Genomic DNA, 24,109 nt, shown 5'->3' with positions numbered 1-24,109 from the left:
GCCTTCCCATGCCCCAGCATGCCCTGACCCAGCTGCGCGAAGAGCGCCATCCCAATTCCGTCACGGCGCCCCCGATCAACCGGGGTTCCATGGTGCCCCGCCCCTGGCGCGGCTTCTGGAACAGCATCGGCACCGCGCTGCTGAGCACGGCCAGCCGCGTGCTGCCCCCGCGCACGCCAGGCGGCGCGTCCACCGAAGACGCCGAAGCTCCCATGGCCTGGCAGAGCGCGGCCAACCGCCGCCGTCTCGTGTTCGCCCTGCTCACCGTGCTGAGCACCGCGTTCGCCACCAGCCTGTTCGCCGATGCACAGCCCGAGCACCACAACGCCTGGCTGCAGTACGGCCAGCTGGCGCTGTTCGGCCTGCTCTCGGCCTGGGTCGTCACCGGCTTCGTCACGGCGCTCATGGGCTTCTGGGTCTCGCTGTTCGGTGACCGCCACACGCTGCGCGCGGCCGACGTGAAAGACCACGCCATGAACCCCGAGGCACGCACGGCGATCATCATGCCGATCTGCAACGAGGACGTGGCCACCGTGTTCGCCGGCCTGCGCGCCACCTGCGAATCGCTCGCCGCCACCGGCCACGCCGGCCAGTTCGACGTGTTCGTGCTCTCCGACAGCTACAACCCCGAGATCGCCCAGGCCGAACGCAAGGCCTGGGAAGACCTGCGCGCCGCGCTGGCCGCCCAGCCCGAGCTGCCGCCGATCGAGGTGTACTACCGCCTGCGCACCCGCCGCTCGCACCGCAAGGCCGGCAACGTGGCCGATTTCTGCCGCCGCTGGGGCAAGGACTACCGCTACATGGTGGTGCTCGATGCCGACAGCGTCATGAGCGGCAACTGCCTGGTGTCGATGGTCAAGCTGATGGAAGCCAATCCCCGCGCCGGCATCGTCCAGACCGCCACCCAGGCCATCGGCCACGCCACCCTGCATGCGCGCGCGCAGCAGTTCGGCTCGCGCGTGACCGGGCGCCTGTTCACGCTGGGCATGCAGTTCTGGCAGCTGGGCGAGTCGCACTACTGGGGCCACAACGCGATCATCCGCGTCGAGCCTTTCATGAAGCATTGCGCGCTGGCGCCCATCAAGGGCACGGGCGGCATGTCCGGCGGCATCATGTCGCACGACTTCGTCGAAGCCGCGCTGATGCGCCGCGCCGGCTACCACGTGTGGCTGGTGTCCGACCTGACCGGCAGCTACGAGCAGCAGCCGCCCGACCTGCTGAGCGAACTGCAGCGCGACCGCCGCTGGTGCCAGGGCAACCTGCAGAACTCGCGCCTGATGGCCGAGCCCGGCATCCACCGCGTGCACCGCACCATGTTCGCCATCGGCGCCATGTCCTACCTCTCGGCCCCGCTGTGGCTGGCCTTCCTGTCCATCGGCACCGCGCTGTGGGCGGCCGATTCCAGCGCCATCCCGAGCTGGCAGGCCGTGCCCGAGGAGCTGCGCGCGCTGTGGATGTGGACGCTGACCATGCTCTTCATGCCGCGCGTGCTGGGCCTGCTGGCGGTGTTCATGAAGGGCGAGCAGAAGTCCTTCGGCGGCACCGTGGGCCTGCTGGGCAGCTCGGCCGTGGAAACCGTGCTGGCCCTGATGCAGGCACCCATCCGCATGCTGGCGCACTCGCTGTTCGTGCTGGTGGCGATCACCGGCCTGAAGCTGGAATGGAAGTCGCCTCCGCGCGAAGCGGCCGGCGTGACCTGGCGCGACGCCGTGGCGCGCCTCGCCCCCATGACCCTGGTGATCGGCCTGCTGGCCGTGGGTGTGGCCGCGATCAACGCCAACGCGCTGATCTGGCTGGCACCGGTGGCCATGCCGCTGCTGCTGGCGGTGCCGCTGACCGTGGCGACCAGCCATGTGGACCTGGGTGCCTGGATGCGCTCGCGGGGCGTGCTGCTGATTCCCGAAGAATCGTGGTCGCCCGCCGTGCTGCGCCGCGCCTGGCGCCATGCCAGCCGCTTCGGCCTGCCGCACGCGGCCTGACCCGCTCCGCCCTCACCCGACAACGCGCCGCCTTTGCGGCGCGTTGTCGTTTCAGCGCACGACGCTGTAGTTCGCCGGCACGAAGCGGTAGCCCTTGCCTTCGCGGCGCAGGTGGCCGATGCCCGGGAACGAGAGGTGGGAAGCCGCCACCCAGTAACCGTTCTTCGCGGCATCCGCGTAGGCCTTCTGGCGCTGCGCGGCAGCGGCCTTGCTGTCGGTGTCGAAGGCGATGGTGACCGCGGGGTTGGCGAACTGCACCGCCGCGACATGCATCAGGTCGCCCCACAGCACCAGTTTTTCGCCCTTGCTCTCCACCACGTAGGTGCTGTGGCCGGGTGTGTGGCCGCGCGAGGCCTGGGCCTTGATGCCGGGCACGAGTTCGGTGTCGCCGTTGAAGGGCTTGAACTTGCCGGCGCTGACATAGGGATTGAGCGCACCCATCGCGCCCTGGAAGAAGCCTTTGGCGTCGGCCGGTGCTTTTTCCATCTGGGCCTGGCTGAGCCAGAAGTCGGCGTCGTGCTGGTCGGCGTGCACGGTGGCGTTGGGGAAGGCGCGCTGCTCACCGGCCATGAGGCCGCCGACATGATCGGGGTGCATGTGGGTGATGATGACGGCGTCCACCTGGTCGGGCTGGTAGCCGGCGGCCTTGAGGTTGCCGATCAGCTTGCCGAGGGTGGGGCCGAACAGGCCGGCCGCGCCGGTGTCCACGAGCACGAGCTGGTTGCCGGTGTTGATGAGGTAGGCGTTGACCGAGGTTTCGACCGGGGCCTTGAGGAAGGACTGCTTGAGCGCGGCCGTGACCTTGCCCGGTTGGGTGTTGGTGAGCAGCTTGTCGACCGGCAGGTCCACCGTGCCGTCGGACAGCGCGGTGATCTCGAAGTCGCCCAACATCATGCGGTAGTAACCCGGCGCCGAGGTCTTGACCATGGGGGCTCCGGCCTGGGCCGTTGCGGCTCCCATGACGAGGGCCAGTGCGAGGGAGGTTTTCTGCAGCCAGCGATGGGTGTTCATGGGGTTTTGCTCCACTTGGGTTGATGGGTTTGTGAGGATACGGCTTGTTTCGCGCCAACGGGTGGGCAAGGTCGGGTGGTCCGGGCAGGCTGGCGCCGGCCGCTCGCGGGTGTCTGCCCGGGTTCACATCCACCCCTTCGTCAACACTGGACAGGCTCGCCCGCTTTTGTGGCAACCGCGAATGGGGCCAGCGCCAGCCTGCCCGGACCACCCGCCCCACGACAAGAGTGGGCGCGCCAAGCTTGGTGTGCCTGCCCATCTTGCAGGACAGTGGCGATGCCCGAATGCGCAGGCCCCCATTCGCGGTTGCCACAGAGGGTGCGCGCCAACAACGGTGTTGACGAAGGGGTGATGGCGCGCCCGGGCAGACGCCCGCGAGCAGGGCCGGAGCAGGCAGGCGTCGCCACTGGCCTGACGCAAGGCAGCCGCCAGAAACCTCAAGAAGAGGAGCGACGAGAAACCAGCCACCCCCCCAGCTGATTCACCACCAGCCCCAACAACACCGCCCCCGTCCCCAGCCACTGCTCAAACAGGGGAAGTTCGCCAAAGAACACCCAGGCCGCCGAAAGCCCCACCACAGGCACGAGCAGGGAAAACGGCGTCACCCGCCCAGCCGGATGGCGCTGGAGCAACTGCGTCCACAGCGTGTAGGCCAACAAGGTCGCCAGCCACGCCAGAAACAGCACCGCCAACACCGCCGACAGACTCAAACCCGCCACCTGCGCCCAGACCACCGACGGCCCATCCATCCACAGCGCCAACGCCACGAACGGAACGATCGGAAAAACACTGCTCCACACAATGAACGGAAACGGGTCGTAGTCCGCCACCCGACTCGCCAACCGCGCCACCAGATTCGACACCGCCCACATGAACGCCGCCGACAAGGTCAGCACAAAACCCGCCAACGTCATCTGCCCCGGCCCTTCACCATGCGCCGTCGCGATCAACACCAGCCCACCCAAGGCCACCAGCAAACCCAGCCCCTGCGACCACCGCGCGCGCTCACCCAGCACCGGCACCGCCAGCAACAACGTGAAAAACGCCTGCGTCTGCATCACCACCGACGCCATGCCCGCCGTCATCCCCATCTGCAAACCCAGGAACAGAAAACCGAACTGCCCCAGCCCCTGCGCCAGGCCATAGGCCACCACATACCGCCAGGGCAACTTCGGGAACTTCACGAACAGCAGGAACGGCAACGCCGCCGCAGCGAATCGCAAGGCGCCCAGCAACATCGGCCCGACGCCCTGCAGGCCGACCTTCATCACCACGAAGTTCAAACCCCAGATCACCACCACCGCGAGCGCGCGCAGCAGATCGCCGCGCGAAAGAGGCAAAGGGTTCACGCCATCACTTTCACCGGCCGCCCCTGCGCAGCGCGCGCGGCCACAAAAGCATCGAACGCCTGCGCGCTGGTCTTGCGCGGCGTGTAGCCAAAACGCTGCTTCAACGCGGTGTTGAGCAACACCGGCCGGTAGCGCAGGAAATCGAGCTGCTCCGGGCCATAGCGGCTCACGCCCAGCGAGCTGCCCACGCGCAACAGCGTGCGCAACAGGCCCGCCGGCAGCACGCGCGGTTTCTTGCCCAGGCGCGCGGCGATCTCGCGGATGGTCAGCGCGCCGTCACCGGCCAGGTTGTAGCAACCGGGCACGGCCTCGCCACTGAGCGCGTGCACGATCGCACCGGTCACGTCCTCGTCCCAGACGAACACGAAGGGGCTGTCGCTGCCCGCGATCGCGATCAGGCGCGGTTTCTCGAACAGGGCCGTGATCTGGTTGTCCACCCGCTCGCCCAGGATGGTGCCGATGCGCAGCACGGTCTGGCGCAACGCAGGGTGGGCCACGCGCGTCTCGGCGAGCATCTCTTCCACCAGCCGCTTGTGGTGCGCGTACGCGAACACCTCGTTGCCGCGCAAGGCGTGTTCTTCGGTCAGCCAGGCCGGGTTGTCCGCGTGGTAGCCATAGGCCGCGCCGCTGGACGAGACCACGAGGTGGGCCACGCCGTGGGCAAGGCAGGCCTGGATCACGTTGCGCGTGCCGCCCACGTCGACCGAATGCTCGAAGGCCCGGCTCGACCCCTTGCCCGGCGTGACGATGGAGGCGAGGTGCACCACGGTGTCGATGCCGTGCGCTTCCACCGTGGCGGCCAGGGCGCGGTCGCGCACGTCTTCCACCACGTAGGCCACGCGCGGCGAGCGCCGCGCGACCGGCACCTCGCGCACGTCCACCGCCACCAGGTGTTCGATGTGAGGCTCGCGCGCCAAGGCGTCGATCAGCCCGCGCCCGAGGAAACCGTCGGCGCCCGTGACCAGCACGCGCCGGGCGGCCGGCGCCTTGTCCGTCATGGCGTTCATGGCTTTTCGATCCCCGGCACACCACCCTGCAGCGGTCTGCGCGCCCACCAGCCCGCCAGGATCAGGCCGGCGATGATGTCCCAGAAGCCCCAGACACCGGCCACCACGGCCATGCCGCCCAGGCCACCGAAGAAGCTGAAGATGATGACCAGGCCCAGGCCCGCGTTGCGGATGCCGACCTCGATCGAGAGCGCGCGGCGGTCGTAGTCGGGCAGGCCGGCGGCGCGCGCGATGGCGTAGCCGGTGCCGAAGGCCAATGCGTCGTGGATCACCACGGCCAGCAGCACCAGGCCCACGTAGTCGAGGAAGTAGCGCCAGTTGCCCGCGATGGCGCCGACGATGAAGGCGATGAGCGCGAGGAAACTGAGGATGCGCACCGGCTTCTTGAAGCGCGCGGTCCAGTTCGGAAAGCGATGCGCGCACCAGATGCCCAGCACGAAGGGCACGCCGATGATCAGCAGGATGTGGCCGAACATCTCCAGCGGGTCCAGCGCGATGGTCTTGAGCAGCGGCGCGGCCGTGGGGTGGATGCCGCCCCAGAACGCGAAGTTCAGCGGCATGGCCACGATGGCGATGGCGTTGGACACGGCCGTCATCGAGACGCTGAGCGCGACGTTGCCGTTGGCGCGGTGCGTAAGGATGTTGCTCACGTTGCCCGGCGGGCAGCAGGCCACCAGGATCATGCCCAGCGCGATGCTGGGGCCTGGCTGCAGCAGCAGCGTGAGCGCATAGGTGATGGCCGGCAGCGCGATGAACTGCGCCACGATGCCCACCGTGAACGCCAGCGGCATGCGCATGACACGGCGGAAATCCTCCAGGCGCGTGTCCAGCGCGATGCCGAACATCAGGAAGGCCAGCACCGCGTTGAGCACGGCCAGCGAAGCCGGGTTGAAGTTGAGGCGGATTTCGTCCACGGGCAGCATGCGGGTCTCCTGTGTCTGTTGTCTTTGTCGTCGGGCGGGATGTCAGGCCAGGGCCTCGGCCGCCTGGCGCACGGTGTCGCGGTAGACGTTCTTGTTCACGTAGTAGGCCATGCGCTCGAGCTGCAGGTACTTGTAGCCGCCAGAGAGGTCGGGCGGCGGTCCCGCCTTGGCGATCCGGAACGCGCTGGCGCTGGCCTTGCCTTCGTCCAGCCCCTTGAAATAGCGCGCCACCAGCTCGGCCTGCTCATAGCGGCCCTGCCAGCCCAGGCCGCTGGCCTCGACCATGCCAAGCACGGCGAGGCGGTCGAAGCGCGGCGCGAAGATGTTGAGGTAGAGCCGGGGCGCCATGCCCTGCCAGTTGAGCAGCGCGGGGTCGAGGAAGGGGTAGTGCAGCCTGTAGCCGGTGGCAGCGAGCACCAGGTCGTATTCGCCCTGGCGCCCGTCCTTGAAGTGCACGGTGTGGCCGTCGAAACGCGCGATGTCGGCGCGCACGCCCACGTCGCCATGGCCGATGTGGTACAGGATGAGCGAGTTCACCACCGGGTGCGACTCGTACATCTTGTAGGTCGGCTTGGGAAAACCGAAGCGCACCGGGTCGCCGGTGAACCACTTCAGGATGGTGCTGTCGATCTTCTGCTTGAGCCAGGGCGGCAGCCGGATCTTGCCGCCGAGGGTGTCGGCGGGTTGGCCGAACACGTACTTGGGCACGAAGTAATAGCCGCGCCGCACCGAGATGTCCACGCTGCGCGCCTGGTGCACGGCATCGACGGCGATGTCGCAACCCGAGTTGCCCGCGCCCACGATGAGCACGCGCTTGTAGCGGAACTGGTCGGCGCTCTTGTAGGCCGAGGTGTGCAGCAGCTCTCCGGAGAAGTGGCCTTCGAAGCGCGGCATGTTGGGCTCCGCCAGGGTGCCGTTGGCCACCACCACGCCCTTGTAGTCGGCAGTGGTCTGAAGGCCATCCGCGTCTTCGGTGGTGACGCGCCACAGCGTGCCGGGCGCATCGCTCACCGGCACCACGCTCAGCACGCGCACACCGAAGCGGTAGTGCTCGCGCAACCGGAAGTGATCGGCGAAGGCGCTGAAGTAGTCCAGCAGCTCGCGGTGGCTCGGGTAGTCGGCCACGCGCTCGGGCATGGGGAACTCGCTGAACTCCGTCATGCGCTTGCTGGAGATCAGGTGCGCCGACTGGTACACCGTGGAGCGCGGGTTGTGGATATTCCACAGACCGCCGACGTCGGTGTGCGCCTCGAAGCCCTGGAAAGGGATGCCGTGCTTCTGCAGGCAGCGCGCGCCAGCCAGGCCCGAGGGGCCGGCACCGATGAGGGCGATCTGATCTTGTGTTGAAGTGGTCATGATGGAGCGAAGTGCTTGGTCCAGAGGCATCGCGGAACCGGCTTTGCCGGGCCGCAGATGCCGCCCCCTCGAGGGGGTCGTGCGGAGCACGGCGGGGGTGCTTTCATTTCAGGCCTGGAATGTCGGTCGCCCCCGGCTCGCCCGCGCGCGGCTTGCGCGGCTGGCCGAGCAGGATGCGGTCGTGCAGGCGCGCGGGCAGCAGGCCCAGCGCGTGGGAAAGCCAACCGATGCGCCGGGGCAGCACGATGTGCTCGGTGCCGGCGGCCACGCCCGCGAGCAGGCGCCGCGCGGCCTCGTCGGCTTCGAGCAGGCCGGGCATGGCGAAGCGGTTGCCGGCCGTGAGCGGTGTGCGCAGGTAGCCCGGGCTGATGGTGTGCACGCGCAGCGCCGTGGGGCGCAGCTCGGCGCGCAGGCTTTGCAGGTAGGCGATCAGGCCGGCCTTGCTCGCGCAGTACGCACCATTGCCGGGCATGCCGCGCCAGCCCGCGAGGCTGGCCACGCCCACCAGCGCGCCGCGCCGGCCGCTCTCGCGCATGGGCCCCAGAAAGGGCTGGAAGGTGGTGGCCACGCCGAGCAGGTTGATCTCGAGCATGCGGCGCATCACGGCGAGGTCGCCGGCCTGCGCGGTGTCGAAGCCGCCGGCCACGCCCGCGTTGGCGATCACCAGGTCGGGCGCGCCGAAACGGCCCATCCAGTCAGCGGCCACAGCCTGCATCGCGGCCGCGTCCGACACGTCGGGTTGGTAGATCGCGCAACGCTCCGGCGCGAGCGCGGCCAGCGCCTCCAGCGCAGGTCGCTGCAGGCCGACCAGCGCCACGCGCGCGCCTGCGGCCATGAGCTCACGCGCCAGCGCCTGGCCCAGGCCACCGCAGGCGCCGGTTACCACGGCGTTGTGAAAGCTCGGCGTCGTCGTCAAACCACCCATCTCCTCGAAGTTGTGCCCGCAATGTAGAGGCCTCTAGAATTCGTCTCGGAATAATTTATTGATTCGTCTCATTTTTCGAGATATGAACACAGAAACCGACAGCAGCCCGGGCCTGCGGCTGATGGAGCTGGTGGACCTGCTCACGCGCCATGCCCAACCCATGGCCCTGCCCGAGGTGGTCGCACTGACCGGCTGGCCCAAGCCCACCGTGCACCGCATGCTCGCACAATTGGAGCAAGGCGGTTGGCTGGTGCGCGAGCCCGACGGCCGGCGCTACGCGATGGCCACGCGCCTGCTGCGCATGGCGGAGGCCGCCTTGAGCAACAGCGCGCAGCAGGGCGTGCGCCACGCGGTGCTGCGCCAGCTGGTGGCCGAGGTGGGCGAGAGCTGCAACCTCACCGCCTTGTCAGGCGCGGAAGTGGTCTACCTGGACCGCGTGGAGTCGGCGTTTCCGCTGCGGCTGGAGCTGCGCCCAGGCACGCGCGTGCCGGCGCATTGTTCGGCCAGCGGCAAGCTGTTCCTGGCCTGGATGGGCGCGCGCCAGCGCCGCACCGTGCTCGACGGGCTGGTGCTCACACGCTACACCGCCAACACGCTGACGCTGCGCGAGTCCCTCGAAGCGGAGCTGGAGGCGATCCGGCGCGACGGCCACGCGGTGGACGCCGAGGAGTTCGTCGAAGGCTTGGTGTGCGTGGCGGTGCCGGTGTTCGCGCCGGGCCAGCGCACGGTGCGCTGCGCGCTCGCCCTGCAGGCACCGGCCGCGCGCATGGCGCTGGCACAGGCCCGGTTGCAGCTGCCGCGCCTGGAGGCGGCGGCGCAGGCGCTGGCGCGCACCCTGGGCTGACGCCTCAGTACAGCGTGTCGCGCTGGCGCGCGGGCAAGGCGCGGTCGTAGGCAACGCCGTCGATGGCGTTGTGCGTCAGGGCCGCGAGCATCTCACCGGCCGTGGGCACCGCCGCCGCGGCTTCGCGCGCGTCCCACAGGCTGGCGCGCTTCATGGCGCGGGCGCACTGGAAGAACACCGTGTCCACCGTGATGACCAGCACGCAACGGGGCGGCTTGCCGTCCATGGCCAGGCGCTGCATCAGGTCCGGCGCCACCGAGATGCGCGCGCGGCCGTTCACGCGCAGCGTCTCGCCCACACCGGGCACCAGAAACAGCAGGGCCACGCGCGGGTCGGCCAGGATGTTCTTGAGGCTGTCGATGCGGTTGTTGCCGGCGCGCTCGGGCAGCAGCAGCGTGTGTTCGTCCTGGATGCTCACGAGCCCGGGTGGATCGCCACGCGGCGAGGCGTCCAGCCCGTCGGGCCCGACGGTGGCGAGCACCGCGAACGGCGAGGCCTCGATCCAGCGCTGGTAGACCGGGTGCAGGCGCGAGACCTCCTTGCGCACCGACGCTTCGCCCACCGGGCCGAACAGCGCCTGCAGCGAAGCGAGATCCTGAATGGTGTGGAGGTCGTCGGTGGGCACGGTCATGGCGGCGGCTCCCTCAACCCATGCCAGGCAGCTTGGGCATGCCCTTCATGCCGCCCATGCGCTTCATCATCTTCATCATGCCGCCGCCCTTCATCTTCTTCATCATGTCCTGCATCTGCTCGAACTCCTTGAGCAGGCGGTTGACTTCCTGCACCTGCACGCCCGCGCCAGCGGCGATGCGGCGCTTGCGCGTGGCCTTGATGATCTCGGGCTTGCGGCGCTCCTTGAGCGTCATGCTGCAGATGATGCCTTCCTTGCGCTTGATGTCCTTCTCCGCGCGGCCCATGTCGACCTCGCTGGCCTTGGCGGCCATGGCGGCTGGCAGCTTGTCCATCAGGCTGGAGAGGCCGCCCATCTGCTTCATCTGGCGCAACTGGTCGAGGAAGTCGTTGAGGTCGAAGCCCTCGCCGCTCTTGACCTTGGCCGCGAGCTTCTGCGCCGCCGCCATGTCCACACCGGCCGTGACCTGCTCGACCAGCGCCAGGATGTCGCCCATGCCGAGCACGCGCTGCGCGTGGCGGTCGGCGTCGAACACCTCCAGGCCGTCGATCTTCTCGGACACGCCGGCGAACTTGATGGGCGCGCCCGTGATGGCGCGCACCGAAAGCGCCGCGCCGCCGCGCGAATCACCGTCGAGTTTGGTGAGCACGATGCCGGTGAGCGGCAGGGCGTCCTTGAACGCCTTGGCGGTGTTGATCGCGTCCTGGCCCTGCATCGCGTCCACCACGAACAGCGTCTCCACCGGCTTGAGCACGGCATGCAGTTCCTGGATCTCGCGCATCAGCGCCTCGTCGATCGCCAGGCGACCGGCGGTGTCGACCAGCAGCACGTCGAAGAAATGCCTGCGCGCGTGGTCGATCGCGGCGCGCGCGATGTCCACCGGTTTCTGGTCGGGCGTGCTGGGGAACCATTCGGCGCCGGCCTGTGCGGTCACGGTCTTGAGCTGCTCGATGGCAGCCGGGCGGTAGACGTCGCCCGACACCGTGAGCACCTTCTTCTTGCGCTTCTCGATCAGGTGCTTGGCCAGCTTGGCGGTGGTGGTGGTCTTGCCGGCGCCCTGCAGGCCAGCCATGAGGATCACCGCCGGCGGCTGCGCCGCGAGGTTGATGTCGGCCACGCCGTCGCCCATGGTCGCGGCGAGCTCGCGGTTGACGATGCCGACGAGTGCCTGCCCGGGCGTGAGCGAGCCCACCACTTCCTGGCCCAGCGCCTTCTCCTTCACCCGCGCGATGAAGTCGCGCACCACCGGCAGGGCGACGTCGGCCTCCAGCAGGGCCATGCGCACCTCGCGCAGCATGTCGGTGACATTGCCCTCGGTGATGCGGGCCTGCCCGCGCATTTCCTTGACGATGCGTGAAAGTCGGTCTGAAAGGGCTGAAGCCATGCTGCCTCGGGTAGAAGGGAAAAGGGCGGAAACCCGCGTCGGGCGGGCGGTCAGGCGGGCGCCTGGGTCGGCGGACCGGCGCGTCCAGGAGGGACAAGGCCGTTAAACTGTGAGGATGATTTTAGCTGCGCCCTTCCTTTTCACGCTTGGCGCGCTGCCCCGGTGATGAGCCTGCTGCCCGCACTCGCGTCCAACCTGCCCGCTGCCGTGTTCTCCGGCGGCGCGGCGCTGACCTACGCAATGCTCGCCATCGCCCACCCGCGAATGTCGGCGCCGCAAAGCCGCGGCCTGCTCGGCCTGGCCTGGCTGCTGCACCTGGTGGTGCTGGTGCTCGGTCTGTTCGAACAACCCGCGCGCTTCGGGTTCGCGCCCGCCCTCTCCGTCACCGGCTGGCTGGTGCTCACCGTCTACCTGATCGAAAGCCGGCTCTACCCGCAGATGCGCGCGCGCTGGACGCTGGCCATTCTGGGCATGGTGGTCGTGCTGCTCGCGCTGGTGTTCCCGGGCACGCGCTACCCGGACCTGCATTCGGCGCTCCTGCCGTTGCACTGGGCGCTGGGCATCGCCTCGTATGGCCTGATCGCGGCGGCGGTGGTGCACGCCTGGCTGATGCAGCGCGCCGAAAAGGCCATGCGGCTGGGCAACGCCAGCGAAGCCTCCATGCCGCTGCTCACGCTGGAGCGCCTCACCTTCCGCTTCGTCGCCGCCGGCTTTGCCTTGCTGAGCGCCACGCTGCTGGCCGGCTGGTATTTTTCCGAGACCCTGAACCACCGCTGGATCTGGGACCACAAGACCACCTTTTCGCTGCTGTCCTGGATCACCATGGGGGTGCTGCTCTGGGGCCGCTGGCGCCTGGGCTGGCGCGGCCGTGTCGCCGTGCGCACGCTCTACGTGGCCGCTGGTTTCCTGCTGCTGGGCTACGCGGGCTCGCGCTTCGTGCTCGAAGTGATGCTGCACCGCGGCTGAGACATTGACCATGAAATACCTGCTCGTCCTGGCCGTGGTGATGGTGGCGTTCTACATCTGGCGCAACAACCGCCTGAGCGACCGCGCCGAGGCCGCCCGCCAGGCGCCCCCGCCCAAGCCGCGCGCCAACGTTCCCACCATCATGGTGGCCTGCCAGCAGTGCGGCACGCACCTGCCCGAGACCGAGGCGGTGCGGGGCCAGCAGGGCACGTACTGCAGCACCGAGCACCGCCGGCTGCGCGAAGGCGGTTCGGCATGACCGCCCTCCGGATGGAGGCCTGACATGGCCCGGGACGTCAGCTCACAGTTCGCCCCGTCCTGGTACTCCGCTTTCGAGGGCAGCCATGTGCAGAGCCGCGAACAGCGCATGCGCGCCTTCGTCCGGCTGTGGCGCGCCTTCATGCGGGCCCGGGTGTTCATCGCCACGGTGCTGCTCGCCCTTCAGGTGTTCATGCTGGTCTCGCAGACCGGCGGCCCCAACTGGCTGGTGGTGGTGTGCTCGGCCCACCTCTGCGCCGCGCTGGTCACGCTCTACCTGTGGCGTCCAGCAGAGCAGGCCGCCCCGATGCACGTCCAGTGGCTGCTGACCATCGGCGTGGACGTGCTGGTGTTCGCGCTGCTGCAGTCGTTCCAGGTTGGCAGCATCAACTACACGGCGCTGTTCGCCCTGCCGGTGCTGCTGGCCTCCATCCTGGGCTCGCTCACGCTGGCCCTGGCCACCGCCGCCAGCGTCACGCTTTACCTGCTGGGTGAAGCGGCGCTGCATGCGCCCTTGTTCAGCGACCTGTCCACCGCCCGCTTCCTGCAGGCGGCGCTGACCGGCACCGGCTTTTTCCTGGTGGGCGTGCTGGCCAACCAACTGGCGATCCGGCTGGCCCGCGAAGAGGCCTTGACCGCCAGCAGCCAGGCCGCCGCGCGCGCGCAGGCCCAGGTGAACGAACTGGTGATCGAAAGCCTGACGGTGGGCGTGCTGGTGGTGGACCCGCACGGCGTGGTGCGCAGCGCCAACCCGGCGGCCCAGGCCATGCTGCTCGGCCAGGTCTCGCCTCAGGCGGCCAAGCTCCTGCTGTCCGCCCGCTCCAGCTGGCAGCACCTGGCCCACCTGGTCAACGAAACCTTTGCGCGCGGTGAGGCCCTGGAAACCGAAACCACCATCGACAACGAGGACCGGCCGAGCCAGCGCCTGCATGCGCGCACCCGGCTGACCGCGCAGAGCGGGCGCAGCGCGGGCCTGTGCGTGCTGTTCCTCGAAGACCTGCGCGAGGTCGAGGCGCGCGTGCGCACCGAGAAACTGGCTTCGATGGGCCGCATGTCTGCCGCGGTGGCGCACGAGATCCGCAACCCGCTCTCGGCCATCACGCAAGCCAATGCGCTGCTCGATGAAGAGGTGCAGGCACCGGCCCAGAAGCGGCTGACCCGCATGATTGAGCAGAACGCCCAACGGCTCTCGCGCATCGTCGACGACATCCTCAACGTGGCGCGCGCGCAGCCCAGCCAGGACACCACCGCGGCGCCCTCCCTCCCGCTGGACCAGACCGTGCGGCAGATCGCGCACGAGTGGGTGCGCCAGAGCAAGGCCGAGCGCATCCTGGGCGTGCATGCCCACGCGCCTGCGGCCTATGTGGGCTTCGACCCGGAGCACCTGCGCCGCCTGCTCATCAACCTGCTGGACAACGCCCTGCGCCACGCCAGCGGCAAACCCTCCTCGATCCGCCTGATCACCCAGCCCAGTGGCAGCGAGCATGTTCGCCTCTCGGTGTGGAGCGACGGCCAGGCACTCGAAGCCAGCGTGATGCGCCACCTGTTCGAGCCCTTCTTCTCCTCCGAGAGCCGCTCCAGCGGCCTGGGCCTGTACATCTGCCGCGAACTCTGCGAGCGCTACGGCGCCCAGATCGCCTACCGCCGCACGCGCCTGGACCAGCGCGAGGGCAACGAGTTCTATGCGCTGATCCCCGCCGCCAGCCCGGCGCCCAGTCGCGAGCCGACACAGCAAAGCCTGTCGTACCCGATGGGCGATTCCGTGGCCACGCGCGCCGAGCACCAAGGCCACCCGCTCTCGGGTGACGCCCCCCTGGCGACCCGCTGAACACGACGCCAATGGCCACCTCCCCCTCCTCCGCCTCCGTGCTGGTCGTCGACGACGAACCTGACCTGCGCACGCTGTACGAGCTCACCCTGCTGCGCGAAGGCCACGCGGTGGTGGCCGCGCCGGACATCACCCAGGCGCGCGAATGGCTCGCCCAGCAGCGCTTCGACGTGCTGATCTCCGACATGCGCCTGCCCGACGGCCTGGGCCTGGACCTGCTGCGCGAACTCACGGACGCCCAGCGGCCTGAAAAATGCATCGTCATCACCGCGTACGGATCGGCCGAAAACGCGGTGGAGTCGCTCAAGGCTGGCGCCTTCGACTACCTCACCAAACCGGTGGACCTCAAGCAGCTGCGCAGCGCGGTGACGGCGGCGCTGCAAAGCCAGCGCGGATCCCCGGCCGCCATGGCCAACGGCGCGGCGGCGACAGCGCCCAACGCCAGCGGTGCGGGCGACGCCCCCAGAAAACCAGCCTCCCCCTCCAGCGGCGCGCAATCGCTTCGCCGCATCGTGGGCGCCTCGCCCAGCATCGCGCAGATCAAGTCGCGCATCGAAAAGGTGGCCTCCAGCATGGCGCCGGTGCTCATCCTGGGCGAGTCCGGCACGGGCAAGGAACTGGTGGCGCGCGCGGTGCACGACTGCAGCCACCGCAGCGGCGGGCCGTTCGTGGCGGTCAACTGCGGCGCGATCCCGGAAAACCTGATCGAGGCCGAATTCTTCGGCGCGCGCAAGGGCGCCTACACCGGCGCCACCACCGACCGCGAAGGCTACTTCCAGGCGGCCCGCGGCGGCACCTTGTTCCTTGATGAAATCGGCGACCTGCCCCTGGCCATGCAGGCCAAGCTGCTGCGCGTGATCCAGGAGCGCCGCGTGCGCGCGCTCGGCGGCGTGCAGGAGGAGGCCGTCGACGTGCGGCTGGTGAGCGCCACCCACCGCGACCTCAACGCGCTCGTGCAGTCGGGCCAGTTCCGCCAGGACCTGTTCTACCGCCTCAACGTCATCGGCCTGCGCTCGCCCGCGCTGAGGGAACGGCGCGAAGACCTGCCTCTGCTGGTGGACGCTCTGCTGGCGCGGCTGTGCGCCGAATCCGGGCAAAGCGTGCCCAGGGTGTCGGCCCGCGCCCTGGCCTGGTTGCAGTCGCGCGAACTGCCGGGCAATGTGCGCGAGCTCGAGAACCTGTTGCAACGCGCCCTGGCCCTGAGCAGCGGCGAGGTGCTTGAACCGGACGACTTCGGCGAGGCCGACGAGACGGAAGTGCCCACCCAGCCCGACCAGCTCGCGCCCGCCGACGGCCTCGGCGCACCCATGACCCGCCCGCCCGAAGAGATTCCCGCCGACCTGCAGACCTACCTGGACGAGCAGGAGCGCCAGGTTCTGCTCAAGGCGCTGCGCGAATGCGACTTCAACCGCACCGCGGCCGCGGCCCGCCTGGGCCTGAACCTGCGCCAGATGCGCTACCGCATCCAGCGGCTGGGCATCGCCATGCCGTCGGACGATGACGACACCACCACGGCCTGATTCCGCCGAGCGCGATGATCCTTGGCAGGGCGGCTGGCTGCGAACGGCGCGCCACAGCCCTTCGCCCAACTTCGGCCCCCGTCCCGACGGTGCGCAGATCGACCTGATCGTCATCCACTCCATCAGCCTGCCCCCGGGCGTGTACGGCGGCCCGGAGGTGGAACAGCTCTTCAACAACCAGCTGGACTGGAACGCCCATCCGTACTTCGAGCAGATCCGGGGCATGGAGGTGTCGTCGCATTTCTTCGTGCGCCGCGACGGCGAAGTGGTGCAGTTTGTCGATGCCGATGCGCGCGCGTGGCACGCGGGCGCATCGCGCTGGCGCGGCCGCGACAACTGCAACGACGATTCCATCGGCATTGAACTCGAGGGACTGGAGGGCGAACGTTTCGAGGCCGCGCAGTACACCGCCCTGGCGCGGCTGTGCACCCGACTGGTGCAACGTTATCCAGTGCGCCATGTGGCGGGTCATCAGCACATCGCGCCCGGACGCAAGCAGGACCCCGGACCGGGTTTCGACTGGTCGCGCCTGCGCGCCGACCTTCACTGGCCCGAGGCGTGTTTCCCACAAGACACACACGGTCACAGCGCCGCTGGCGACTGAGCCAGGGCCACGCCAAAAAAGCCCCATTCTTACCAGCCGTGCAACGGCGCGGCCAGCCAAGACAAATCGCGCCAAAGCCCCCGCCGGCATTGGTGTTGCCCACCGGGATTCAAGCGAGCCGCCCAATCGCCAGCGATCATTCGCACAGGGCGCAGGGATGTGAACCAACATTTTTTGTCTGACGAAAAACGCGCCGCGTCTAACGACCGCTTTTTCTCGTAAACACTACCCGTAGTGGCTTGAATGGGACATGCACACCAGATATAGTGTTGCCTTGTGAGTCCCGAACCCTACCCCGCCCAGTATGGCCATCGCCTGAACAATGCCCTTCAGGCGACCGCGTCCACCCCCTGCGGCCTGCGTTGATACCGGCACCCAAGCCACCAACCTGCCATCGGACACCGCGCCCCCGATGCAGTTCACCCAACAACAAATGAAAGAGGAACCCATGCTGACCGCTTCTCCCATCACCACCTCGTCCCCCGCCTCGCTGAAGCCCACCGCCGGCACCCCGGCTGCGGCTTCGCTGGCCGCGAGCAGCTCGGTTTTCGCCAACTACCAGATCATCCGCCGCAACGGCGCCGTCGTGCCGTTCGAGCCCAGCAAGATCGCCGTTGCCATGATGAAGGCCTTCCTGGCGGTGCACGGCACCCAGGGCGCCGCATCGGCCAGCGTGCGCGAGACGGTGGACGAACTGACGCAGAACGTGGCCCGCGCCCTGATGCGCTCGCGCCCGGGCGGTGGCACCTTCCACATTGAAGACGTGCAAGACCAGGTCGAACTCGGCCTGATGCGCAGTGGCCACCACGAAGTCGCCCGCGCCTACGTGCTCTACCGCGAACGCCGCACGCAGGAACGCGCACACCTGGCCGAAGTGGCGCACCCGGCCGAGCCGGTGCTGCACGTGCTCGACGGCGGCGAGCGCGTGCCGCTGGACCTGCAGCGCCTGCAAGGCCTGATCGCCGCCGCCTGCAGCGGCCTGGGCAAGGACGTCAAGGCCGACCCCATCGTCGCCGAGACCAAGCGCAACCTGTACGACGGCGTGCCGATGGAAGAGGTCTACAAGGCCTCCATCCTGGCCGCGCGCACGCTGATCGAAAAAGATCCCGACTACACCTACGCCACCGCCCGCCTGCTGCTGCACACCATCGTCAAGGAAGTGATGGGCGAGGAAGTGCCCGCCGCCGAGATGGGCGCGCGCTACGCCGAGAACTTCCCGCTCTTCATCAAGAAGGGCGTGGACAACGACCTGCTCGACGAAAAACTGCTGCAGTTCGACCTGGCCCGCCTGGGCGCCGCGCTCAAGCCCGAGCGCGACCTGCAGTTCGACTACCTCGGCCTGCAGACGCTGTACGACCGCTACTTCCTGCACGTGCGCAAGACGCGCATCGAGCTGCCGCAGTCCTTCTTCATGCGCGTGGCCATGGGCCTGTCGCTCAACGAGATCGACCGCGAAGCCCGTGCCATCGAGTTCTACGAGGTGCTGTCCTCGTTCGACTTCATGTCGTCCACGCCCACGCTGTTCAACAGCGGCACGCTGCGCTCGCAGCTCTCCAGCTGCTACCTGACCACCGTGCCCGACGACCTCGACGGCATCTACGAGTCGATCAAGGAAAACGCGCTGCTCTCCAAGTTTGCCGGCGGCCTGGGCAACGACTGGACGCGCGTGCGCGCCCTGGGCTCCCACATCAAGGGCACCAATGGCGAATCGCAAGGCGTCGTGCCCTTCCTCAAGGTGGTGAACGACACCGCCGTGGCCGTCAACCAGGGTGGCAAGCGCAAGGGCGCGGTCTGCACCTACCTGGAAACCTGGCACCTGGACATCGAGGAATTCCTGGAGCTGCGCAAGAACACCGGTGACGACCGCCGCCGCACGCACGACATGAACACGGCGAACTGGATTCCCGACCTGTTCATGAAGCGCGTGATGGAAAAGGGCGAATGGAGCCTGTTCTCGCCCAACAGCGTGCCCGACCTGCACGACCTGTTCGGCGCCGACTTCGAAAAGGCCTACCTGGCCTACGAAGAGAAAGCCGCGCGTGGCGAGATCAAGCCGTACCGCAAGGTGCCCGCCAGCGACCTGTGGCGCAAGATGCTCTCGATGCTGTTCGAGACCGGCCACCCGTGGATCACCTTCAAGGACGCCTGCAACGTGCGCAGCCCGCAGCAGCACGCCGGCGTGGTCCACAGCTCCAACCTGTGCACCGAGATCACGCTCAACACCAGCGACACCGAAACCGCCGTGTGCAACCTCGGTTCGGTCAACCTGCTCAACCATGTCAAGCGCGGTGACGACGGCGCCAAGGTACTGGACCATGCCAAGCTGCAGGCGACCATCAAGACCGCCATGCGCATGCTCGACAACGTGATCGACATCAACTACTACGCAGTGAAGAAGGCGCGCGACTCCAACATGCGCCACCGCCCGGTGGGCCTGGGCGTCATGGGCTTCCAGGATGCGCTGTACGAACTGCGCATTCCCTACGCCTCCAACGAAGCAGTGGACTTCGCCGACCGCTCGATGGAAGCCGTCTGCTACTACGCCTACTGGGCCTCGACCGAACTCGCCCGCGAGCGCGGCCGCTACGCCAGCTACCGCGGCTCGCTGTGGGACAAGGGCATCCTGCCGCCCGACACCCTGGACCTGCTGGCGCGCGAGCGCGGCGGCTACGTGGACGTGGACCGCTCCAGCAGCCTGGACTGGGACGCCCTGCGCCAGAAGATCGCGGCCGACGGCATGCGCAACTCCAACTGCGTGGCCATCGCGCCGACCGCGACCATCTCCAACATCATCGGCGTGGACGCCTCCATCGAGCCCTGCTTCGGCAACCTCTCCGTCAAGTCCAACCTGTCCGGCGAGTTCACCGTCATCAACAGCTACCTGGTGAAAGACCTCAAGCGCCTGGGCCTGTGGGACGACGTGATGGTCATGGACCTCAAGCACTTCGATGGCTCGCTGCGCCCGATCGATCGTGTGCCACAGGACGTGAAGGCGCTGTACGCCACGGCCTTCGAAGTCGAACCGCTGTGGCTGGTGGAAGCCGCCGCCCGCCGCCAGAAGTGGATCGACCAGGCGCAGAGCCTGAACATCTACATGGCCGGCGCCTCGGGCAAGAAGCTCGACGACACCTACAAGCTCGCCTGGCTGCGCGGTCTCAAGACCACCTACTACCTGCGCACGACCTCGGCCACGCAGATCGAAAAATCCACCGGCCGCACCGGTCAGCTCAACGCCGTTTCCGTCGGCAACACCAGCGCCGCCGCGGCATCCGCTCCGGCTGCGGCACCCGCGGACATCACCGACGTGGAGTCGGCCACCGACATCAAGTTCTGCGCCATCGACGACCCGGGTTGCGAAGCGTGCCAGTGATTTCGGCCGTCATGCGCGCACGTGTTGCGGTGTCCATCGAATGCAATTCGATGCAACACCGCAACACAAAATGCGCGCATCTCGCCTGATCACTTTGCATTTCATGCACACACTTTCATAATCCGAACATTGGAAACCTCTATGTTGACCTGGGACGATCACACCACGCCCTCTTCGAAGCCAGCGAACAGCCCACTGCCCACCGGCACGTCGGGTCTGCAAGCCTCACTGTCCTCACCGTCCGGTGAGCGCGCGCCTCTCCCCTCCGCTTCGATCAACACCGCCGCCGCACCGGCCGCTCCCGCGCGCCGCGTCAACGCGGCCGACAAGCGCATCATCAACGGCCAGACCGACGTCAACCAGCTGGTGCCGTTCAAATACAAGTGGGCCTGGGAAAAGTACCTCGCCACCTGCGCCAACCACTGGATGCCGCAGGAAGTGAACATGAGCCGCGACATCGCGCTCTGGAAAGACCCCAACGGCCTGACCGAAGACGAGCGCCGCATCGTCAAGCGCAACCTCGGCTTCTTCGTCACCGCCGATTCGCTGGCCGCCAACAACATCGTGCTGGGCACCTACCGCCACATCACCGCGCCCGAGTGCCGCCAGTTCCTGCTGCGCCAGGCGTTCGAGGAAGCGATCCACACGCACGCCTACCAGTACATCGTGGAGTCGCTCGGCCTGGACGAGTCCGAGATCTTCAACGCCTACAACGAAGTCCAGTCGATCCGTGACAAGGACCAGTTCCTGATCCCCTTCATCGAGGCGATCATGGACCCGAACTTCCACACCGGCACGCCCGAGACCGACCAGCGCCTGCTCAAGAGCCTGATCGTGTTCGCCTGCCTGATGGAAGGCCTGTTCTTCTACGTCGGCTTCACCCAGATCCTGGCCCTGGGTCGCCAGAACAAGATGACCGGTGCCGCCGAGCAGTACCAGTACATCCTGCGCGACGAGTCCATGCACTGCAACTTCGGCATCGATCTGATCAACGCGATCAAGATGGAGAACCCGATGCTGTGGACCAGCGAGTTCAAGGAAGAGATCAAGGAGCTGTTCCTCAAGGCCGTCGAACTCGAGTACCGCTACGCCGAGGACACCATGCCGCGCGGCGTGCTCGGCATGAACGCCTCGATGTTCAAGGGCTATCTGCGCTACATTGCCAACCGCCGGGCCACGCAGATCGGCCTGGAACCCCTGTTCCCGAACGAAGAGAACCCGTTCCCCTGGATGAGCGAGATGATCGACCTCAAGAAGGAACGCAATTTCTTCGAAACGCGCGTGATCGAATACCAGACCGGCGGGGCATTGTCCTGGGATTGATGCCCACGCAGCCGGAGCCGCATTGCCCATACCGACCAACAACATGATTTCCGCTCAATCAAAACCCTGTCACCGTCGCGCAGACGCCGGGCGCAGGGTTTTGTCACAGGATTCAAAACCTTGGGGCCAGCCGTGGATGCATCCACACGGCTCCAGGGCGTTGAATCACTTCACCGGCAACAAGGCTGGCTGAAGTGCTCTTTGCAACTTGATCAAGGAGAAAACAATGGCAACTGCAAAAAAAGCCCCGGCCAAGAAGGCCGCACCGGCTAAGAAGGCTCCGGCCAAGAAACCCGCTGCGAAGAAGGCAGCACCGGCGAAGAAGGCTCCGGCCAAGAAGGTCGCGGCCAAGAAGCCCGCCGTGAAGAAGGTTGCGGCCAAGAAGGCAGCACCGGCGAAGAAGGTTGCTGCGAAGAAGGCAGCACCGGCGAAGAAGGCCGCGGCCAAGAAGGTCGTCGCCAAGAAGGCTCCGGCGAAGAAAGCCGCTGCCAAGAAAGCGCCGGCGAAGAAGGTTGTCGCCAAGAAAGCTGCTCCCAAAAAGGTTGCAGCCAAGAAAGCGCCGGCCAAAAAAGCCGCTGTGAAAAAGGCCCCTGCAAAGAAGGCCCCTGCGAAGAAGGCAGCCCCAGCAAAAAAAGCTGAGCCGGCCAAGAAGCCGGCGGCCCCTGCTGCTCCTGCGGCGCAGACGAAGCTCAACCCTCAGGCTGCGTGGCCGTTCCCCACGTCCAGCAAGCCCTGAGATTCTCGTTGAGATGACCTGCAAGCCCGGCGCGAAAGCGCCGGGCTTTTTTCATGTCCGTTGCCCCGGCTCAGAGCGTGTAGTTCTGACCGCCCCGGCTCGCGATTTTCACCGCGCCCATGCGGTTGCCCAACTCGGCACAGCGCTGCAGCGGCCAGCCCTGCTCCAGGCCATGCAACAGGGCCGCGCGAAACGCGTCGCCACACCCCGTGGGGTCCACCACCGTGGTCGCCGGGAGGCCCGCTACCCGCACCTTGGCCGAGCCACCATCCCAGACGTCACAGCCTTCCGCTCCCAGCGTCACGATGAGGCCGCGCACCTGCGCAGCGATGGCGTCGAGCGTGAGGCCGGTGCGGTCGCACAGCATCTGGGCTTCGTAATCGTTGAGCGTGACCCAGCTGGCCAGCCCGATGAACTGCCGCAGCTCTTCGCCATTGAACATGGGCAGGCCCTGGCCGGGATCGAACACGAAGGGCACACCGGCCTCGTGCAGCTGGCGCGCGTGCGTGAGCATCGCATCGCGGCCATCGGGGGAGATGATGGCCACCTTGAGGTCGTCGCGCCGGGGCACCGGGTTGTCGTGCGCCGTCGACATCGCGCCGGGGTGGAAGGCGGTGATCTGGTTGTTGTCGCGGTCGGTCATGATCATGGCCTGCGCGGTGTAGCTCTCGGCGGAGGACGACACGTGGCGCGTGTCCACGCCCAGTTCACGCAGGCGATCGAGGTACTCGCCGCCGTCGTTGCCGAGCATGGCCAGCGGCACGGCGTCGGCACCGAGCTGGCGCAGGCCGTACGCGATGTTGCCGGCACAGCCCCCGTACTCGCGGCGCAGACCCGGCACCAGGAAAGACACATTGAGAATGTGCAGCTGGCTCGGAAGGATCTGCTCGGCAAAGCGGCCCTCGAAAGTCATGATGGTGTCGAAGGCGAGCGAGCCGCAAACCAGAATGGACATGAAGAATCTTCCAGATCAAGGGTAAAAAATCAGGGCGCGGTAACCCGCCATGGGCGTGGCGTCGCCCAGGGCGAGTGACAGTCGAAAACTCACGTTCACCGAGCCGCTCGCCGGCAACAGTGCCGGGGCATCGGGCCATTCCTCGGGCAGGAACACGCGGCGCGAAATCACCTGGTCGCTGATGTCGGTCAGGCTCAGCTCCAGCGCGGGCACAGCCAGCGCCATGGAGGCCGTGTTCTTGAGCACGAGGTCAAAGGAATAGAAGTTGCCGAGCCGGCGCACCAGCGAGGTGCTGTCGATGACGATCGCGTCGATGCGGCGCACCGGCGCCACCACGCAACCCAGGGGTTCGCACGCCCGCTGCAGCCAGGGCTGCAGGCCGGGACGCCAGGCGGCCAATCGATCGCGCTCCTGCAGGGCCCATTGCCCGGCGAGCACGACCACCAAAACCGTGGCCAGCAGAGAGAGCACGGCGCGCATGCCGCGGGATTGCCAGAAGGCCTGCCGCTGCGCCTGCCTCACGAAGCCGGGCACCAGCTCGGGCGCGTCCGGCCCATCAGCATCGAGGTCACCCACGTCCTGCGGTCCGGGGGCATCGGGCATGGCATCGCCGTGGAGCACGACCGCCTCTTCGTCCGACGCCACCTGTTCCGTGGGATCGGCGGCAGCGCCATCGGCTTTCAACCGGCCCAGGCCGGCAGCGAAGCGCTCCAGTTCGGCGTGGAAGTCGGACTCCTGCTCATCGGGCCGGGCCTGAGCGGGCGGGGCATCGATGATCGGTGGCGGCAAGGTCTCGACGGCACGTTCGTCCGCGGCGGCCTCGGTGCCCCACATCGCATCGGCAGATTCCTCGACCGTTTCCACGGACCGCAGAGACTCGGCCTCCAGCTCCGCTTCCAGTTCGGCATCGAACGCCGCTTGCGCGGATGCCGGCGCGGGTTCGGGTGCAGGCGCCGCCGCCACGAAATCGTCGGGCGTGCCTTCTTCGCCCGGAGGGATCCACGGCTGCAGGTACAGCGTGGCGTCGAACACATCGGCGCAATGGCCACAGCGCACCCAGCCCTCGGAGATCTTCAGCTGGTCGGCAACGACCTTGAACATCGTTCCGCACGAGGGGCAACGGGTGGTGAAACTCATGCG

General features: G+C 67.7%; 20 protein-coding genes. 10 read left to right on the top strand and 10 right to left on the bottom strand.

Annotation, left to right across the window (positions count from 1 at the left end; genetic code table 11):
* The first annotated feature begins 8 nt into the window (after window positions 1-8).
* Window positions 9-1,979 carry a glucans biosynthesis glucosyltransferase MdoH gene (gene mdoH, locus ACODTB_RS04075; protein ID WP_291121724.1) on the top strand — a complete coding sequence of 657 codons (1,971 nt, stop codon included), beginning with the start codon at window positions 9-11 and terminating at the stop codon, window positions 1,977-1,979.
* A 51-nt stretch (window positions 1,980-2,030) separates the two neighbouring features.
* On the opposite strand, the gene ACODTB_RS04070 is transcribed toward mdoH, so the two are convergent.
* From ACODTB_RS04070 to ACODTB_RS04045, 6 genes are all read right to left on the bottom strand, one after another.
* Window positions 2,031-2,990: an MBL fold metallo-hydrolase gene (locus ACODTB_RS04070; RefSeq protein WP_291121725.1), complete on the bottom strand. Its 960-nt coding sequence runs from the start codon at window positions 2,988-2,990 to the stop codon at window positions 2,031-2,033.
* Between the two features lie 437 nt (window positions 2,991-3,427).
* Complete coding sequence (locus tag ACODTB_RS04065) at window positions 3,428-4,339, bottom strand: EamA family transporter (protein WP_291119372.1); 912 nt, start codon at window positions 4,337-4,339, stop codon at window positions 3,428-3,430.
* A complete protein-coding gene (locus tag ACODTB_RS04060) occupies window positions 4,336-5,346 on the bottom strand; it encodes an SDR family oxidoreductase (protein WP_366833733.1) in 1,011 nt (336 codons plus the stop codon). The genes ACODTB_RS04065 and ACODTB_RS04060 overlap by 4 nt, the downstream gene beginning before the upstream one ends.
* The gene (locus ACODTB_RS04055) at window positions 5,343-6,269 is read right to left on the bottom strand and encodes a bile acid:sodium symporter family protein (protein WP_291119369.1); all 927 of its coding nucleotides are present in this window, start codon (window positions 6,267-6,269) and stop codon (window positions 5,343-5,345) included. The genes ACODTB_RS04060 and ACODTB_RS04055 overlap by 4 nt, the downstream gene beginning before the upstream one ends.
* 42 nt (window positions 6,270-6,311) lie before the next feature.
* Window positions 6,312-7,625 carry a flavin-containing monooxygenase gene (locus tag ACODTB_RS04050; RefSeq protein ID WP_291119367.1) on the bottom strand — a complete coding sequence of 438 codons (1,314 nt, stop codon included), beginning with the start codon at window positions 7,623-7,625 and terminating at the stop codon, window positions 6,312-6,314.
* Between the two features lie 103 nt (window positions 7,626-7,728).
* On the bottom strand, window positions 7,729-8,541 hold the full coding sequence (locus ACODTB_RS04045; protein WP_291119364.1) for an SDR family oxidoreductase: 813 nt from the start codon (window positions 8,539-8,541) through the stop codon (window positions 7,729-7,731).
* 91 nt (window positions 8,542-8,632) lie between these two features.
* Between ACODTB_RS04045 and ACODTB_RS04040 the strand changes: the two genes are divergently transcribed.
* Window positions 8,633-9,394: an IclR family transcriptional regulator gene (locus tag ACODTB_RS04040; RefSeq protein WP_488929114.1), complete on the top strand. Its 762-nt coding sequence runs from the start codon at window positions 8,633-8,635 to the stop codon at window positions 9,392-9,394.
* Window positions 9,395-9,398: 4 nt separating this feature from the next.
* Here the strand turns inward: ACODTB_RS04040 and ACODTB_RS04035 are convergent, their stop codons facing one another.
* Together ACODTB_RS04035 and ffh are read right to left on the bottom strand one after the other, a co-directional pair.
* Window positions 9,399-10,025 carry a pyridoxamine 5'-phosphate oxidase family protein gene (locus ACODTB_RS04035; protein ID WP_291119358.1) on the bottom strand — a complete coding sequence of 209 codons (627 nt, stop codon included), beginning with the start codon at window positions 10,023-10,025 and terminating at the stop codon, window positions 9,399-9,401.
* A 13-nt stretch (window positions 10,026-10,038) separates the two neighbouring features.
* Window positions 10,039-11,409 (bottom strand): signal recognition particle protein, encoded by a 1,371-nt coding sequence (ffh, locus tag ACODTB_RS04030; RefSeq protein WP_291119355.1) that lies wholly within the window; start codon window positions 11,407-11,409, stop codon window positions 10,039-10,041.
* 165 nt (window positions 11,410-11,574) lie between these two features.
* On the opposite strand from ffh, the gene ACODTB_RS04025 reads away from it, so the two are divergent.
* The 8 genes from ACODTB_RS04025 (at window position 11,575) to ACODTB_RS03990 (ending at window position 22,014) form a co-directional block, all read left to right on the top strand.
* The gene (locus tag ACODTB_RS04025; protein WP_291119352.1) at window positions 11,575-12,375 is read left to right on the top strand and encodes a cytochrome C assembly family protein; all 801 of its coding nucleotides are present in this window, start codon (window positions 11,575-11,577) and stop codon (window positions 12,373-12,375) included.
* 10 nt (window positions 12,376-12,385) lie between these two features.
* Window positions 12,386-12,634 (top strand): PP0621 family protein, encoded by a 249-nt coding sequence (locus ACODTB_RS04020; RefSeq protein WP_291119349.1) that lies wholly within the window; start codon window positions 12,386-12,388, stop codon window positions 12,632-12,634.
* Between the two features lie 24 nt (window positions 12,635-12,658).
* A complete protein-coding gene (locus ACODTB_RS04015) occupies window positions 12,659-14,461 on the top strand; it encodes a sensor histidine kinase (RefSeq protein WP_291119346.1) in 1,803 nt (600 codons plus the stop codon).
* An 11-nt stretch (window positions 14,462-14,472) separates the two neighbouring features.
* Window positions 14,473-15,981 carry a sigma-54-dependent transcriptional regulator gene (locus ACODTB_RS04010; protein ID WP_291119342.1) on the top strand — a complete coding sequence of 503 codons (1,509 nt, stop codon included), beginning with the start codon at window positions 14,473-14,475 and terminating at the stop codon, window positions 15,979-15,981.
* Window positions 15,959-16,585 carry a 1,6-anhydro-N-acetylmuramyl-L-alanine amidase AmpD gene (gene ampD, locus ACODTB_RS04005; protein ID WP_291119339.1) on the top strand — a complete coding sequence of 209 codons (627 nt, stop codon included), beginning with the start codon at window positions 15,959-15,961 and terminating at the stop codon, window positions 16,583-16,585. The genes ACODTB_RS04010 and ampD overlap by 23 nt, the downstream gene beginning before the upstream one ends.
* 448 nt (window positions 16,586-17,033) lie before the next feature.
* The gene (locus tag ACODTB_RS04000; protein ID WP_488929113.1) at window positions 17,034-19,955 is read left to right on the top strand and encodes a ribonucleoside-diphosphate reductase subunit alpha; all 2,922 of its coding nucleotides are present in this window, start codon (window positions 17,034-17,036) and stop codon (window positions 19,953-19,955) included.
* Window positions 19,956-20,096: 141 nt separating this feature from the next.
* Window positions 20,097-21,278 (top strand): ribonucleotide-diphosphate reductase subunit beta, encoded by a 1,182-nt coding sequence (locus tag ACODTB_RS03995; protein WP_291119333.1) that lies wholly within the window; start codon window positions 20,097-20,099, stop codon window positions 21,276-21,278.
* A 226-nt stretch (window positions 21,279-21,504) separates the two neighbouring features.
* Entirely contained in the window at window positions 21,505-22,014 is a 510-nt protein-coding gene (locus ACODTB_RS03990) for a histone H1-like DNA-binding protein (protein ID WP_382163865.1), read from the top strand.
* A 70-nt stretch (window positions 22,015-22,084) separates the two neighbouring features.
* Here ACODTB_RS03990 and ACODTB_RS03985 read toward each other — a convergent pair whose 3' ends face one another.
* Together ACODTB_RS03985 and ACODTB_RS03980 are read right to left on the bottom strand one after the other, a co-directional pair.
* On the bottom strand, window positions 22,085-22,969 hold the full coding sequence (locus tag ACODTB_RS03985) for a carbohydrate kinase family protein (RefSeq protein WP_291119330.1): 885 nt from the start codon (window positions 22,967-22,969) through the stop codon (window positions 22,085-22,087).
* Between the two features lie 15 nt (window positions 22,970-22,984).
* A complete protein-coding gene (locus tag ACODTB_RS03980) occupies window positions 22,985-24,106 on the bottom strand; it encodes a DUF3426 domain-containing protein (protein WP_291119328.1) in 1,122 nt (373 codons plus the stop codon).
* Window positions 24,107-24,109: the final 3 nt, after the last annotated feature.

The organism is Hydrogenophaga sp. FG152, assembly GCF_057809615.1.
This window is presented reverse-complemented; position numbering and strand designations above follow the sequence as displayed.

Coding starts and splice junctions, on each gene's coding strand:
- mdoH (WP_291121724.1), top strand. CDS start 9: ATGCCCCAGCATGCCCTGACCCAGCTGCGCGAAGAGCGCCATCCCAAT.
- ACODTB_RS03980 (WP_291119328.1), bottom strand. CDS start 24,106: ATGAGTTTCACCACCCGTTGCCCCTCGTGCGGAACGATGTTCAAGGTC.
- ACODTB_RS03990 (WP_382163865.1), top strand. CDS start 21,505: ATGGCAACTGCAAAAAAAGCCCCGGCCAAGAAGGCCGCACCGGCTAAG.
- ACODTB_RS04010 (WP_291119342.1), top strand. CDS start 14,473: ATGGCCACCTCCCCCTCCTCCGCCTCCGTGCTGGTCGTCGACGACGAA.
- ACODTB_RS03985 (WP_291119330.1), bottom strand. CDS start 22,969: ATGTCCATTCTGGTTTGCGGCTCGCTCGCCTTCGACACCATCATGACT.
- ACODTB_RS04020 (WP_291119349.1), top strand. CDS start 12,386: ATGAAATACCTGCTCGTCCTGGCCGTGGTGATGGTGGCGTTCTACATC.
- ACODTB_RS04015 (WP_291119346.1), top strand. CDS start 12,659: ATGGCCCGGGACGTCAGCTCACAGTTCGCCCCGTCCTGGTACTCCGCT.
- ACODTB_RS04000 (WP_488929113.1), top strand. CDS start 17,034: ATGCTGACCGCTTCTCCCATCACCACCTCGTCCCCCGCCTCGCTGAAG.
- ACODTB_RS04035 (WP_291119358.1), bottom strand. CDS start 10,025: ATGACCGTGCCCACCGACGACCTCCACACCATTCAGGATCTCGCTTCG.
- ffh (WP_291119355.1), bottom strand. CDS start 11,409: ATGGCTTCAGCCCTTTCAGACCGACTTTCACGCATCGTCAAGGAAATG.
- ACODTB_RS04040 (WP_488929114.1), top strand. CDS start 8,633: ATGAACACAGAAACCGACAGCAGCCCGGGCCTGCGGCTGATGGAGCTG.
- ACODTB_RS04050 (WP_291119367.1), bottom strand. CDS start 7,625: ATGACCACTTCAACACAAGATCAGATCGCCCTCATCGGTGCCGGCCCC.
- ampD (WP_291119339.1), top strand. CDS start 15,959: ATGACGACACCACCACGGCCTGATTCCGCCGAGCGCGATGATCCTTGG.
- ACODTB_RS03995 (WP_291119333.1), top strand. CDS start 20,097: ATGTTGACCTGGGACGATCACACCACGCCCTCTTCGAAGCCAGCGAAC.
- ACODTB_RS04025 (WP_291119352.1), top strand. CDS start 11,575: ATGAGCCTGCTGCCCGCACTCGCGTCCAACCTGCCCGCTGCCGTGTTC.
- ACODTB_RS04060 (WP_366833733.1), bottom strand. CDS start 5,346: ATGAACGCCATGACGGACAAGGCGCCGGCCGCCCGGCGCGTGCTGGTC.
- ACODTB_RS04070 (WP_291121725.1), bottom strand. CDS start 2,990: ATGAACACCCATCGCTGGCTGCAGAAAACCTCCCTCGCACTGGCCCTC.
- ACODTB_RS04055 (WP_291119369.1), bottom strand. CDS start 6,269: ATGCTGCCCGTGGACGAAATCCGCCTCAACTTCAACCCGGCTTCGCTG.